Annotated in this window: 14 protein-coding genes and 1 tRNA gene; 5 read left to right on the top strand and 10 right to left on the bottom strand. The window is 67.1% G+C overall.

Features of this window, described 5'->3' with window-relative positions:
• The first annotated feature begins 29 nt into the window (after positions 1-29).
• Together IPG14_RS16045 and IPG14_RS16040 are read left to right on the top strand one after the other, a co-directional pair.
• On the top strand, positions 30-263 hold the full coding sequence (locus IPG14_RS16045; RefSeq protein ID WP_343389261.1) for a type II toxin-antitoxin system HicB family antitoxin: 234 nt from the start codon (positions 30-32) through the stop codon (positions 261-263).
• 2 nt (positions 264-265) lie between these two features.
• Positions 266-493 carry a type II toxin-antitoxin system HicA family toxin gene (locus IPG14_RS16040; RefSeq protein ID WP_343387055.1) on the top strand — a complete coding sequence of 76 codons (228 nt, stop codon included), beginning with the start codon at positions 266-268 and terminating at the stop codon, positions 491-493.
• A 22-nt stretch (positions 494-515) separates the two neighbouring features.
• Here IPG14_RS16040 and IPG14_RS16035 read toward each other — a convergent pair whose 3' ends face one another.
• Both IPG14_RS16035 and IPG14_RS16030 read right to left on the bottom strand, forming a co-directional pair.
• Positions 516-2,024, bottom strand: a complete 1,509-nt coding sequence (locus IPG14_RS16035; RefSeq protein WP_343392489.1) for an alpha/beta hydrolase — start codon at positions 2,022-2,024, stop codon at positions 516-518.
• A gap of 145 nt (positions 2,025-2,169) precedes the next feature.
• Entirely contained in the window at positions 2,170-4,161 is a 1,992-nt protein-coding gene (locus IPG14_RS16030) for a methyl-accepting chemotaxis protein (RefSeq protein WP_343392488.1), read from the bottom strand.
• A 1,248-nt stretch (positions 4,162-5,409) separates the two neighbouring features.
• On the opposite strand from IPG14_RS16030, the gene IPG14_RS16025 reads away from it, so the two are divergent.
• Complete coding sequence (locus tag IPG14_RS16025; RefSeq protein WP_343387058.1) at positions 5,410-5,832, top strand: hypothetical protein; 423 nt, start codon at positions 5,410-5,412, stop codon at positions 5,830-5,832.
• Here IPG14_RS16025 and IPG14_RS16020 read toward each other — a convergent pair.
• Entirely contained in the window at positions 5,822-6,340 is a 519-nt protein-coding gene (locus tag IPG14_RS16020; RefSeq protein WP_343392487.1) for a hypothetical protein, read from the bottom strand. The two genes, IPG14_RS16025 and IPG14_RS16020, sit on opposite strands and share 11 nt — an antisense overlap.
• A gap of 116 nt (positions 6,341-6,456) precedes the next feature.
• Here IPG14_RS16020 and IPG14_RS16015 point away from each other — a divergent pair, with 116 nt between their 5' ends.
• The gene (locus IPG14_RS16015) at positions 6,457-6,819 is read left to right on the top strand and encodes a hypothetical protein (protein WP_343387060.1); all 363 of its coding nucleotides are present in this window, start codon (positions 6,457-6,459) and stop codon (positions 6,817-6,819) included.
• Positions 6,820-6,844: 25 nt separating this feature from the next.
• Here IPG14_RS16015 and IPG14_RS16010 read toward each other — a convergent pair.
• A tRNA-Pro gene (locus IPG14_RS16010) sits at positions 6,845-6,921 on the bottom strand.
• A gap of 109 nt (positions 6,922-7,030) precedes the next feature.
• Between IPG14_RS16010 and IPG14_RS16005 the strand changes: the two genes are divergently transcribed.
• Positions 7,031-7,267 (top strand): hypothetical protein, encoded by a 237-nt coding sequence (locus IPG14_RS16005; RefSeq protein WP_343392486.1) that lies wholly within the window; start codon positions 7,031-7,033, stop codon positions 7,265-7,267.
• A 28-nt stretch (positions 7,268-7,295) separates the two neighbouring features.
• Here the strand turns inward: IPG14_RS16005 and IPG14_RS16000 are convergent, their stop codons facing one another.
• The 6 genes from IPG14_RS16000 to IPG14_RS15975 are packed head-to-tail and all read right to left on the bottom strand — an operon-like array spanning position 7,296 to position 12,075.
• The gene (locus tag IPG14_RS16000; RefSeq protein ID WP_343392485.1) at positions 7,296-8,015 is read right to left on the bottom strand and encodes an endonuclease/exonuclease/phosphatase family protein; all 720 of its coding nucleotides are present in this window, start codon (positions 8,013-8,015) and stop codon (positions 7,296-7,298) included.
• 9 nt (positions 8,016-8,024) lie between these two features.
• Positions 8,025-9,338 (bottom strand): glycosyltransferase family 4 protein, encoded by a 1,314-nt coding sequence (locus IPG14_RS15995; protein WP_343392484.1) that lies wholly within the window; start codon positions 9,336-9,338, stop codon positions 8,025-8,027.
• Positions 9,335-9,589, bottom strand: a complete 255-nt coding sequence (locus tag IPG14_RS15990) for a type II toxin-antitoxin system HicB family antitoxin (RefSeq protein ID WP_343392483.1) — start codon at positions 9,587-9,589, stop codon at positions 9,335-9,337. The genes IPG14_RS15995 and IPG14_RS15990 overlap by 4 nt, the downstream gene beginning before the upstream one ends.
• A complete protein-coding gene (locus IPG14_RS15985; RefSeq protein WP_343387065.1) occupies positions 9,586-9,819 on the bottom strand; it encodes a type II toxin-antitoxin system HicA family toxin in 234 nt (77 codons plus the stop codon). Before IPG14_RS15985 ends, IPG14_RS15990 begins: the two co-directional genes overlap by 4 nt.
• Complete coding sequence (locus tag IPG14_RS15980; RefSeq protein ID WP_343392482.1) at positions 9,812-11,182, bottom strand: glycosyltransferase; 1,371 nt, start codon at positions 11,180-11,182, stop codon at positions 9,812-9,814. The genes IPG14_RS15985 and IPG14_RS15980 overlap by 8 nt, the downstream gene beginning before the upstream one ends.
• A gap of 44 nt (positions 11,183-11,226) precedes the next feature.
• Positions 11,227-12,075 carry an acyl-CoA thioesterase domain-containing protein gene (locus IPG14_RS15975; protein ID WP_343392481.1) on the bottom strand — a complete coding sequence of 283 codons (849 nt, stop codon included), beginning with the start codon at positions 12,073-12,075 and terminating at the stop codon, positions 11,227-11,229.
• Positions 12,076-12,261 lie beyond the last annotated feature (186 nt).

Below are 12,261 nucleotides of genomic sequence, written 5' to 3'. Positions count from 1 at the left end.
GGCCCGCGGCCGTGTGGTAAGCTGACCCAATGGACGCGTTCATCGTTCAGGACCGGGGCCTCACCTACCGGATTGAGCAGGTTGAGGAGGGCGGCTATTTCGGACAGGTTGTCGAACTACCCACCTGTATCACCGAAGGACTCACACTCGACGAGACCATCACGAATCTCAGAGATGCGCTCGCGCTGTACATCGAAGTCGCCGACGAAGACGGCATCGAGGTCTCTGCGCCGCTGAGGCAGGGCGTGGCAGCGGCGAGCTGAGGTTGCCCGACCTACCCGCGCTCAAACCAACGGAAGTCATTTCCGCGCTTCGGCGCGCTGGCTTCACCGTGCGCCGACAGCGTGGAAGTCACGCGATCCTCGCAAATGCGGCAACCGGCCGAAGGACGGTCATCCCGATCCACAGCAGGGACTTGAGCATGCGCACGCTGCGGGAAGTCATCGTCCAGGCGGGGTTGACCGTCGAGGAGTTTCTGGCGCTTCTCCGTTAGTCCGGAGCGAGACGAACGAGCGCTAGCCCTGGCCGCCGCTGCAAAGGACTCCACCGACCGAGACGGCGTGAGTCGCGGTCAGGGTCTTGCCGTCAGCGAAGTACACGGTCGCGGAGAAGATGTAACAACCGGGCGCAGTGGACGTATACGAGGCGCCGGCCTGGTGGGTGAGCGCCTGGCCGGTAGGGAGCTTGATATCGGTGCGGAGGACGTTCCCGCCGCCGGACTGGGCGTAGACCGTAATTGCCTCGCCGACTGCCGCAGTGGACGGGCCGGAGAGGGCCGCGAACGGCCCGGAAGCGGTTGGGACGGCCGTTGGTGAAGGGACGTCCGTTGGGGTGGCGGTTGGCTGCGGCGCTGCCGTCGCCGGGGCAGGCTGGGTCGGAGCGACGGTGGCGGGCCGTGTGGGAGTCGCTGTCGCCGCGGCGGAGGGTGACGCATTCGGCGTGGTGGCAGCAGGCGAGGGCGCGACGGCAGTGCCACCGACGACGCTGGGACGGGTGGGCTGGCCGCTTGCCGATGTGCCGGCGACCTGGGCGACGGGCGACTGGGTGGCTATGCGGGTGGTTTCTGGCGCCGCGGCGATAGTGCCGCCGTCGCTGTCATTGCCGCCGGTGAAGAAGAGCGCGGCGGCGAGCAGCCCGAGGCCGCCAAATACGAGGGCGCCACCGAGGGCGGTGAGGACCATGCTCCCCTGGGCGGCAGGAGCCCGAAGGTAGGCGATCTCGCGGGCGAAACCGGTGACGGCCTCTTCGAACTGGCGGGGCTGTTCGATGTTGGCAGCGTGACCGGCTTCCGGCAGCCGGACGACGCGGGCGAGGTCCGGCGGGAAGCGCGAGAGGAAGGCATCGGCGTTCGGGGCGAAATCGGCATCGCGTTCGCCGACGATGAGCAGGAATGGCACGGAGAGGGTGGGGTGGCGTTCCCAGGCGTTCACATCGACGACGAGCGATTCGGCAGTGCCAGCGACACCAGCGGGGGCGAGACGGTCGAAGTCACGGGTGAGGAGTTCGCGGGAGAGCGGATCGAGGCGGCGGCTGTGTGCGGGATAGAGGCGCGTCTTCTTCATGAAGCCGGTGCCTTCGGCGCGGACGCGGGCGGCCATTTCGGACATGCTCGGGCGGGCGGCGTCGCGCCATTGGGGGTCGCCGGCCGCAGAGCTGGAATTGATCACGATGAGGCCCGCGACCCACTCCGGCGCCTCGAGCGCGAGGCGGAGGGCAAGGGCTCCTCCGAGGGAGTGACCGCAGAAGAGGGCGCGGCCGTAGCCGAGATGCTCGAGGAGCTGGAGGATGCGGCGGACGGCGCGCTCGGGACGGTAGAAGACGGGGTCTTCGGGCGCTTCGGAATCGCCGTGACCGAGGAGTTCGACGGAGACGACGGTAAAGTGCTCGCGCAGGCCGGCGAGGTTGACCTCGAACGATGCCTTGCTGGCGGTAAATCCATGGATCAGGACGAGCGGCGGGGCACCATCCGGGTGCGAGTACAGCTCGTACCCAATCCGCTCGCCGGGCGCTCCGAATAGCGGCATAGGGGCACAATAGAACTCTGGTACCCACCGGGGAAGCCCGTTGGACACCAGATGTTCACCAATTGTTCGCCCGAGAGGCAAAGTAGAAGCGCCCCCCGAACGGGGGGCGCTTCCGCCAGGGACGGCCGGGGGACCGCCGCCAGGCTCAGGAATTGGCGAGCCGGAAGCGGCTCGTGACTTCGTTCAGGGTGCGCGCGAAGTCGCGCATCTGGGTGGCGGTCGCGGCGAGTTCTTCCGATTGGGCGCTGAGCTCTTCGGTCGACGCGGAGACCTCTTCGGCGGCGGCCGAAGTTTCTTCGCTGGTGACGGAGACCTGGGAGATCACGTCGCTGACGCGGGTGGTGCCTGCGGCCATTTCGGCGGCGCCGGTGGCAGATTCGGAGGCGAGGCCGGCGATCTGCTCGGTCGCCTGGAGGATGCGGTCGGCGCCAGAAGCGAGTTCCTGGACATCGGCGGCGATGCGTTCCATCTGTTCGGCGGAATCCTGGACGGAGCCGATGATGGCTTCGAGCGAGGTCCCGGCGTGGGCGGTGATTTCGCGGCCGGCTTCGACATCCTTGACGCCCTGGGCCATGGCGGCGACGGCGTCCTGGGTGCCGGACTGGACGCGGGCGATCAGTTCGGCAATCTCGCGAGTGCTGGAGCTTGAGCGTTCGGCGAGGCCGCGGACGCTTTCGGCGACGACGGCGAAACCGCGGCCCTGTTCGCCGGCACGGGCGGCTTCGATGGCGGCGTTGAGTGCGAGGAGGTTCGTCTGGGCGGCGATCTCGTCGATGGTGTTCACGATGTCGCCGATCTGCTGGCCGAGTTCGCCGAGCTGGTCGATGCGCTGGGATGCGCGGCCAACGGCGATGGCGATGGACTCCATGGAGGCGACGGCCTGGGCGACGGCCTGCTGGCCTTCGAGGGCGGACCCACGGCTCTCCTGGGCGCTGCGGGCGACGGCGCGGGAAGCCTCGGAAGCCTTGGCGATGCGTTCGCCCATGCGGGCGGCTTCGTTCTTGCTGGCAAGGGCGGAATCCGCACTGCTCCCGGCGCTGGCAGCGAGCTGCTCGGAGCCGCTGGCGAGGCGGGAGACTTCGATGGTCGAATCCTGGGCGAGGCTGTTGAGGGAGACCGTCGAGGTGGTTACTTCGTTGATTGCGGAAGCGATCTGGCCGGTCGCGCTGGCCATCTGGCCGGATGACTCCTCGAGTTGCTGCGAGGCGGAAAGGATGGAGGTGGCGTTGGTCTTCACGGTGCCGACGAGTTCGTTGAGGTTCGTGACCATGCTCTGGAGGGCGTTACCGAGCGCGTCACTGGAGCCGCGGGGATGGACTTCGGCACCGAGGTTGCCGGAAGCGACTTCAGCCGCGGCGCCAACCATCTCCTTGAGGTAGACGGTCATCTCGTGGAAGGCGCGCCCGAGGTCGCCCATTTCATCGCTCGAACTGGCGTTGACCGACACGTTGAGGTCGCCCTTCGAGAGGCTGATGGCGGCGGCGGCGGCGTGGCTTGCCGAGCCGGAGATCGAACGCGCGAGCCAGATGCCGATTCCGAGGCCCGCGACGGCGGCGACGGCGGAGATTCCGAGCAGGAGGTTGCGACTGGAGTCAGCGGAAGCACGGGCGGCGTCGCGGGAGTTGGCAGCAAGGTCAACATTGAACTGAGCAGTCTCGGTGAGAACTTCGTCTATCGCGGCGATGTCGGCGGTCATAGCGGTTGCGGCGGTTGCGGCCTGGACGAGATCCCCTTTTTCAAGGAGCTCCAGCACCCCGCTGCGCGCGGTGATGACCTTTTCGACCATCGCCTCGACGCCGGCCCACTGCTCTTCGTCGGCGGCGCTGGCGAAGGTCTCGTGGTAGGCGGCCATCGCGTCCTCAGCCTTCTTCATCGCTTCTCGAGACTCGGCGACAAGCGCACTGCGCTGGGCCGGGTCGGCGGCGAGGAAGGCACGCTTCTCGTCGCGGGCACTGGCCAACATGTGGACCCTGGTTTCGATTGCAAATTGCACGCCGAGCACGTTCTCCCGGTACATGGCCGCCGAACGGTCGGCCGCCTTGTTGAGCTGGATGATGCCCACGGCGGCGACGACAGCCATGAGGGCGAGCACAATGACGAACCCGCCAAGGATCTTGTGAATCAACCGGATCTTCATGAAACCTTCCCCGATGCAGAGACTTACCGCGGCAACGCCGAGAGTATCGCCTGCATTCGCTTTCCGGGTCGTCGGGAGTTACCCGCAGGAGCGGAGCCTGCAACACCGATGTATCTGGGAGAGCGGGACTGAAGAAAGGTCGGGACCCTTCCGACACTCATGGCGAATGGAACTCGTTTCGATAACCCACAGGGAAGGCAGGTGGGCCGCATGCCAGATGCCTGCGCTTGGCGAGGGCCGCCCTTTACCACCGAGATCGATGTCGGGCAGAACGTGTGGAAGGATGTGTCGCCACTGCACGAATTCAGCCTCTGTTCGGAGCATTACGACCGCGTCGTTAGTCTCGTTGACCGAGCGGTCAGCCCATTTCGCGAGGGCGAAACGACCCTCGCCTGCGAGGCGGCGATTCCTGGCCGGGCCATTGCGAGACCTGTCAGTCCCGCCTTCAACAACTCGCAACGTCCCTTGAACTCAGGCCGCTGCGAGTTCAAGTCGTCGCCAGACGACGCAACCGGCGCGTTGGGCCGATCCGGCGATTGCGATTGTGCCGCCCCTGCTTCGCCTGGTGGCTGGGCATCTTCCGGGACTCGTCGTTTGTCAATGGAGTCGGCTACAGGTTTGAGGAAGGGGAGGCGGGCAGCTGGAATGCGCGCCCGCACGGGGACGTGGCGTACTACTCGATTGGCAGTCGAAACGAGTCGATTGTTCGGGCGACCGCCGCAGCCACGGGTCATCGGGCCAGGAGAGTCCTCCCCCACACCATGCTTCAAGAGGGCGAGGTTTGCATCGTGGGGGCCGGTCAGTCCGACAGGGCGACTCGCTTCATGGCGGCTGTGCCCGCCGGACGGCACCGGTACGCCATCCTGTGCCGTCCGGACCAGATCATGCTGGAGCCTGCCGGGGCCGTGACCCCATCCCCTGTCCAAGTTGGCGGCAGCCGCCCAGGGCCAGCGCCGCACGATCCTCCCCCCGCCCCCCGCTGACCTGGCCCCAGCTTTTACGGACATCCCCCCCCCCCCAAACCCGGAGAGCATCCCACGAGGCTCTCTGCAAGTCCTCGGGGGACGAAGGGGGGAGGAAGAGGAGGAGCCCTCCCGCGGGCCCCGGGAAGCGGCTCGCGTGGTCGCGCCCGGGTGGGTACTCGGTCCCATCCCCCCCAGGCGCCCCCCTCCGCCGCCCACCCCCCGCCCACAGGCAGACCGACCGGCCGGAGATGCCGAAGTGGGTCCCTCAGGTAGCATTTGCGCGATGGATATTGACTACCTGATCCTTGCCGAACACGCCGAAGTGACCGGGAGCAAGCTCTACCTGATGGGCGGGGGCTGGGACACGATGAACGTCCCCGATGTGCCGGCGAACGTGCGGCTGACGGCGGTGGCCGGGATCCGGGTGGAGTGGGACGAGACGAACGTTTCCCTGCCGGTAGTGGTGCGGGTGGATGACGACGACGCGCAGGAGGTGTTCCGGCTGGACGGCCAGATGAACGTGGGGCGGCCGCCGCAGCTGCTCGCGGGAACGAGCCAGCTTTCGCAGATGACGTTCGTGCTGCAATTGCAGTTGAAGGCGCTCGGGGGATACCGGGTCTCGCTGGCTGTGGGGCCGGAAGATCGCCAGGTCCGGAGGTCTGTGCCGTTCCGGCTGGTGAAGGCGCCGGCGCCGCCTACTCGGTAACTTCGAAGGCCCAGGCGACGAGCTCCCGGGTGCGGGCGGTGATGTTGTTCGGGTCCTGGACGGAGATCGCGGCCTGGTGGACGCCGACCGTGATGCCTTCGGTGGGGGCATAGCACATGGTGCCGCCGGTGGGCGTGGTGTTCGAAGAGACGATCCAGACGAGTTTGGCGGTGACCTCGACGCCATCGACGGCCATGCGGAACCAGCGGCCGGTCTCGGGCAGGCCGGCGAACGAGACTTCGGCGCAGATGCCATTGGGGCGCTGCGGGTTCTTCGTCTGGGTCGCGAGTTGCTTCACCGACTCGGCGTAGCCTGGCGAGAGCTTGACGACGTTCTCGCCGAATTCGGGTGCGGGGCCGAACTTCGCCTGGAGGGCATCGGCCGGGATGGTAGCCGTTGGGGAACCCGCGGATGGCGTCTCTGCGGCTTCATCGGGGCCGTCGCCGCAGGCGGCGAAGGCGAGGACGGCAAGAGGCAGGGCGGAGAGAAAGGCGAGCCGGAAGTTCATGGTCAACACGGAGGGTAGCACCGCCCCGGCGCCAAGGGCCAAGCGCCATCCGCACCTTGGCTTTACCGTGCCGGCGGGCCCACGGTGGGCGGCACCCAGACGCATGAGGTGGACCAGTGGAAGAGAACGAATTCGAGACGGCCGTCGAAGAGACGCCAGGACCGGACGTCGAAACGGAGGAAGTGGAGCAGCTGCGCCAGGAGCTGGAGGCGAGCCGGGAGAATGAACGGGCAGCAGTGGAACGGCTGCGCGCGGCCCTGCTGGTGGGCGAACCGGCGCTCGCACCGGAAATGCTGGCCGGGGAAACGCTGGCGGAAGTGGAGGCGAACTACCGGCGGGCGCTGGCGGTGCTGACGAAGCTCCGGGAGCAGGTGGCGAAGGAGACGGCGGGCCGCATCCCCGCGGGCGCTCCGGGCCGGAGCCGGTACACGCCGCGGACGCCGTTCGACAAGATCAGGGCGGGGCTGGGGGAGCGGTAAGGGGGTCGGGAGAGGAAGAAAAGGTTGGTCGGGGTGACAGGATTTGAACCTGTGGCCTCTACGTCCCGAACGTAGCGCTCTGCCAGGCTGAGCTACACCCCGCGCCGAAGAGGCATGGTATCAGCCTCGGGCGATTCGTGGTAACGGGAGTTGTGTAAGAGATCGCGGCGCCGGCGGTCTTACCGGTAGAACACACCGGAGAACCGCCATGATGACGCACGCAACCGCCTTCGAACTCAGCCGCCAGCGCCTCGAACTCGCCCAGCAGCGGGCGACGCTGATGGGGATGCTGGGCAGCCTGCCGAAGCCACAGGCGACCTTCCCGTTCCGCCGCCAGCGGGCGATGCCGCTTGCGGGGCCGGTTGACGTGCGGCACTACCTCCCGGAACCGGAGCGGCGCCAGAGCCACCTGCCGGAGTTGGTGACGAGCCAGCGCCGCGCTTCGTAACGGGGATGCCTGGACTGACCGCCGGGGCTCATGCTTCTTGCGGCGAGGTCCGGAGGCGGGCCCAGAGGCCGATGTGGTCCGACGGCCAGCGCCCGGCGATTGGCGCATCGAGACAGGTCGCGGCCTCGATGACTTCGACACCCTCGCCGACGAGGATGTAGTCGATGACCCGGTGCCGGTCCCAGGCAGGGGCGGTGCCGACCAGTTCGACGCCTTCGTGAGCAGAGCGGAAGGGGCCCGCGAAGGACTGGAGCGCGGGGCTGCCGGGTACATCGTTCAAGTCACCGGCGAGCAATGCCGGGACGCGGGCATTTTCCAGCCAGCGGACGAGGGCCTGCGCCTGGCGCTGGCGTGCATCGCCGGACGACGAGTGGTGGTCCAGGTGGGCGTTGCCAACGACAAGAGGGCAACCTTCGACCCGGACGCCGGCACGCAGGGCGACGCGTCCTTCGGCACCGAGGCCGAGGGCACGGTGCTCCACGAGCGGGTGGCGGCTGAGGATGGCGACACCTTCGAAGAGGCCGCGCCAGCCGCGCTTGCGGGCCTGGACGGCGTGGTAGCGGTGGCCGGTCGCCCGGGAAAGGCGCCAGCCGAGCCAGCGGGCCTGGAGGCACCAGGTGGCCGCTTCCTGGAGGCAGATGATGTCTGGATGGATTTCGGCGAGGCCGTGGACCACGAGCGGTTCGCGCCGCAACCACGAGTCGTGGACGCCGCGAAGGTTCAGGCTGACGACAGTGAACTCGGTCACGGGGCGATTCTAATGGTCGTAGATCGGGGGGCTGAGGCAGAGCCGCTTGAAGGCGACATACATGCCCCCGCGGGCGTAGGACTGGAGGCGCCGGCGACCGGCGGGCATGGCATAGCTTTCGCCTGAGACACAGAAATCGACCAGCGGCTGGACGACGGTATCCCATGAGAGTTCCGTCGCCATGGTGGCCATGTTCGCCTTGCAGGTAGCGACGAAGTCGCGGTCATCGAGCAACCGGGTGATGCCGTCGACAACGGCATCGATGTCTCTCTCGGGGACGGTCAGCCCCATCGGTGCATCGTGGACGCGATTGGCGAGCACGTCGCCCTGCGTGCAGAGGAGGGGGACGCGGGCGCGGAAGAGGTCGACGTAGCGTGTACGGAAGGCGAAGCGGCTCTCGATGTTTTCGTAGCCGAGGCAGACGCTTGCATCGGCCTCGGCGAGGTAGTTGTCGATCTCCTCGTAGGGGACCCAGCCGTTGAGGATGAAGACGTTGCGGTCCTTGAGGCCGAGTTCTTCCGAGAGTTCGTAGGCGAGCTTGTTCACGCCCGAGGTGGGCCCGAAGACCATGTCGGGATGGGATACGCCCATGAAGACGAGTTTCACTTCGGGCCGGGTACGGCCGAGGCGGGCCATCGCGTGGAGGAGGGTCTCAACGTCGTTCCATTCTGTGATCCCGCCGTTCCAGAGGAGCACCCTGTCGCCTTCTTCGATGCCGGGGACGACACCACGAAGGACGCGGCGGCCAGGCGAGAGGGGCCTCGACGGGACACCGTAGGGGACAACATCGATGACGCGACGCAGCGAAGGGTCCCGTTCGTAGACATCCGGCGGGACGAGCGCGAGGGCCATCATCATGCCGATCCACATGTCGCGCTGGCGTTCATCGGCACAGAAGATGAAGTCGGCGAGGGTGAGCTGGAAGTTGATGTAGGAGCGGTTGCTGGCCATCCAGGTGCGGCGCCACTTCGGGAGAATGTCGCGCCTGGAGAGTTCCATCCACTCGACGTAGAAGGGGGTGAAGGCATCGAGCGCGAAGCGGGTCTTCCCGAGAACGCGAGCGAGCTGGGGCGGGAAGTTCCGGGCGATGGTGACATCGTGGGCGGCGGCGAGGAAAGCGGCTTCGGCGTTCGAGGACCAGGCTTGCATGCGGACGTTCGGGGCGGGCGGGGCTATTGGCTCGCGGTCGCCGGGGATGCCGAGGGTGATCTCGGCGGCGGGAAGGGCGCGGCCGAGGGCGCCGGCGAGCTGGTAGGCGCGAACACCGGGGCTGGCCATGCGCGGGCCGACGGCGGAACGGGAGAGGACGAGGAGTCTGGTCACGCAGAGATCGAGACCGGGCCACGGGCCGGTTCGGGGATGGAAATGCCAGCCTTCAGGGCCGCTTCGACCCAGGCGCCGATCGCCTCATCCAGGTTTGCGAGGGCCTCGGCCGCAGACTCACCGGCGGTGAGGCAGCCAGGGAGTTCCGGGACCTCACCGAGGTAGCCTTCAGCTTCATCGCCGCTGATGACACGGTGGTACGGCAGGCGAACCCTGCGCTGGACTTCCCGTTCGATCTCAGAAGGCGTCATGCGTCGTCCTCTCCAGTAAGGTCGAGCACCCTGCGGACGTAGGCAGCGAGGATACGCGGCCTGCGAAAGGGAATCGAGATGAGGTCTTTGCCGTCGCGTTTGAAGACGTGATGGCTTCCTCGAATGGTAGCAAGTTCCCAACCGTAAAGGCCCAGCAGCCTTTCAATCTCCTCGAAACGCACGTCTTTCGGGCGGGTGGCGAGCCGCCGGCGGTACTCCCGTCTATCCACCTTCCCCGGCCTTTGCGGCGCGCGCCGCGCGGCGGGCGATCATTTGCTGGCGCTGCCGCCGTTCACGCTTGCGGTCGTGGAAGTTGAAGACCGCGCGACGGCCGATGTAGCTGCCTATGCGCTGGCTGAGGCCGGGGATGCGCTCCCACTTGGGCGAAAGGGTGGTGCCGGTTTCGCTGCAGAAGCGGATGAGCGGCTTCATCGTCACGTCCCACTGGAGCGAGGCGCGGGAGGCGGCCAGGTTCGCCCGGCAGAGGGCAAGGAAGTCACGGTCGTCGATCAGCTTCTCGATGGCGAGGGCTAGGGCAGGCGGGTCTTCTTCAGGGACGACGATGCCCCACGTGTTCTGTGCGACTTCTTCCGCGAGGACATCGCCGTGGGTGCAGATGAACGGCAGTTCGGCCCAGATAAGGTCGACGAAGCGGGTGCGGTGGCTGTAACGGGTTTCGAGGTTATCGAAGTAGCAGCAGACTGAGATGTCGGCTTCCTGGACGTAGCGCTTGGCAAGCTCGTGGGAGACCCAGCCTTCTTCGAAGAAAACGGTGTGGTTGAGCTGGCCGTTGCGCTCGGCGATGGCTTTCGCATCCTGAAAGCGGACGCCCTTGCCGAGTTCCTTGATGCCGGGGTAGGAGGCGCCGAGGAAGAGGAGCTTGATGTCGTCGCGGCCGAGGATGCGGAGCGCTTCGAGGAGGGTGGCGGGGTCGTACCACTGGATGATGCCGCCGTTCCAGATGATCACCCTGTCGGTCTCGGCGAAGCCCGGGCGGACGCCGCGGAGCACCCGTTGGCCGGTGCCGGGGAGTTCGGGCCGGATGCCGTGCGGGGCGGAATCGATGTAGCGGCGAAGGGTGGGGTCGGCGTCGTAGACGCGCGGCGAGATGAGCCCGAGCGAGATCATCATGCCGACGTAGCTATCCCTCTGGCGCTCGTTACAGGTGAGGAGGAAGTCGGCGAAAGTGAGTTGCATGGCGAGGACGGTTCGGGTGCGCTCGACCCAGGCGCGGCGCTGGGCGCCCTCGTAGTGCTGCATGCCAACCTCCATCCACTCCATGGCGTACTGGGAGAAGAGGTCGACGACGAAGCGCTTGAACGGGAAGAACCCGGCGACGTGGGGAGGGAGCATCGAGCTGATGATGATGTCGTGGGCGGCGACGAGCTGGAGGATGTTGCGGGCGTTCCAGCGGGTGACGGTGTAGGCGCCATCTTCGGGCTGTTCGAAATCAAGGTTCGTACCGGCGAGGGTCACCTTTGCGTCGGGCACATGGCGGGCCAGCACGCTTGCCTGGGCCGTGGCACGGATGCCGGGGGCGGACATGTGGGAGCCCAGGTATCCGCGGCAGATGATGAGGATGCGGGTGCCCATGGCGGGGCATGGTAGAGGGGCGCGGGAGAAGGGAGAAGCGAACGCTACGTCCGGTGGGTGACTTCCTGGGCGACCGTGGCGAGGAGTTCTCCCTGATCGTCCCAGATGCGGCAGTGAATGAGCGCGCGGTTGGCGGTCGCGACATCGCTCCAGATTTCGTGGGTATGCCAGCCGTTCCAGGCGAGCGGGCGGTGGAACCAAACCTGGTGGTCCAGGCTGGCCTGGGCGCCGATCGGCAGGCCGAGGTGGAGCGAGAGCAGGATCGATATCGGTCCCTCGGTATTCCCCGCGAAGATTGCTGCCCTGAGGGCAGGATCGCTGCTGAATCCTTCGACGGGCCGCAGTTGCGCCTGCACGGAGGGCCGCCCTGGATCTCCGGCCCGCGACTGGTGGGAGAACCTGGTTTCCACGGGACTCCCAGGGAGGAACGGTCTCCGCCCGGGGATGCCCGCTACCTCCCACATCTCCGGAAACGCCTCCGGGTTGTGAGCCGGGGGAGGAACCGCGTGCTGGTAGGCGAAGCCCTCCCGGCGGGACGAGTAGCCCAGGGTGAGCTGGGCGAGGGTGCCGCTCTCCTGGCTCACTCTCACACTTCGCGTCACGAAGTTCCGCGTATCGCGCAGCGGTGTGACATCGAAGGATACGGGAGCATCGGGGTCCCCCAGCCGCAGGAACTCGGCCTTGAGGGTGTGCAAATCCGTTGGGTCCTGGTCCGGGGAGAGGCCAAGGATGGCGCCGATGATCATCTCCCAGCCGGCGACCCGGTCTCCGGGCAGGTCGACGGACGCACCGCGGGCAGGCAGGGTGAACCGGCCACCGGATGCGGGCAGGATGGCGAACTGGCGCGCGAAAGCCGCGCAGCGTTCCTCTGCTTCTTCAGGCGGGATGCTCATCCGACTCTCCTCCCTCAAGCGCCAGGAAAGGGATCGCGGCAGCGGAAAACGTAGCAGGGATGTCAAGAGCCGGTGGCACGCCCGGCGAGAGGGAAAGCCCTCTGAGCAGTTGAGAGGTAAGGTCCCGTCGGCGGCCTCCTGCCGCGGAGGAGCAGGACCTGGCAGGCAACGGCAGGCCGCAATCAT

Origin of the sequence: Candidatus Amarobacter glycogenicus (assembly GCF_016704105.1) — a bacterium.
Classification (GTDB): Bacteria; Chloroflexota; Dehalococcoidia; order Tepidiformales; family Tepidiformaceae; genus Amarobacter; species Amarobacter glycogenicus.
The sequence above is the reverse complement of the archived record's forward strand: the minus strand, read 5'-3'. Positions and strand labels throughout refer to the sequence as shown.

Excerpts from the sequence above, each read along its gene's own strand:
- IPG14_RS15980 (WP_343392482.1), bottom strand. The coding sequence starts at position 11,182 with ATGGGCACCCGCATCCTCATCATCTGCCGCGGATACCTGGGCTCCCAC.
- IPG14_RS15990 (WP_343392483.1), bottom strand. The coding sequence starts at position 9,589 with ATGACGCCTTCTGAGATCGAACGGGAAGTCCAGCGCAGGGTTCGCCTG.
- IPG14_RS15975 (WP_343392481.1), bottom strand. The coding sequence starts at position 12,075 with ATGAGCATCCCGCCTGAAGAAGCAGAGGAACGCTGCGCGGCTTTCGCG.
- IPG14_RS16035 (WP_343392489.1), bottom strand. The coding sequence starts at position 2,024 with ATGCCGCTATTCGGAGCGCCCGGCGAGCGGATTGGGTACGAGCTGTAC.
- IPG14_RS16005 (WP_343392486.1), top strand. The coding sequence starts at position 7,031 with ATGACGCACGCAACCGCCTTCGAACTCAGCCGCCAGCGCCTCGAACTC.
- IPG14_RS16020 (WP_343392487.1), bottom strand. The coding sequence starts at position 6,340 with ATGAACTTCCGGCTCGCCTTTCTCTCCGCCCTGCCTCTTGCCGTCCTC.
- IPG14_RS16030 (WP_343392488.1), bottom strand. The coding sequence starts at position 4,161 with ATGAAGATCCGGTTGATTCACAAGATCCTTGGCGGGTTCGTCATTGTG.
- IPG14_RS16045 (WP_343389261.1), top strand. The coding sequence starts at position 30 with ATGGACGCGTTCATCGTTCAGGACCGGGGCCTCACCTACCGGATTGAG.
- IPG14_RS16025 (WP_343387058.1), top strand. The coding sequence starts at position 5,410 with ATGGATATTGACTACCTGATCCTTGCCGAACACGCCGAAGTGACCGGG.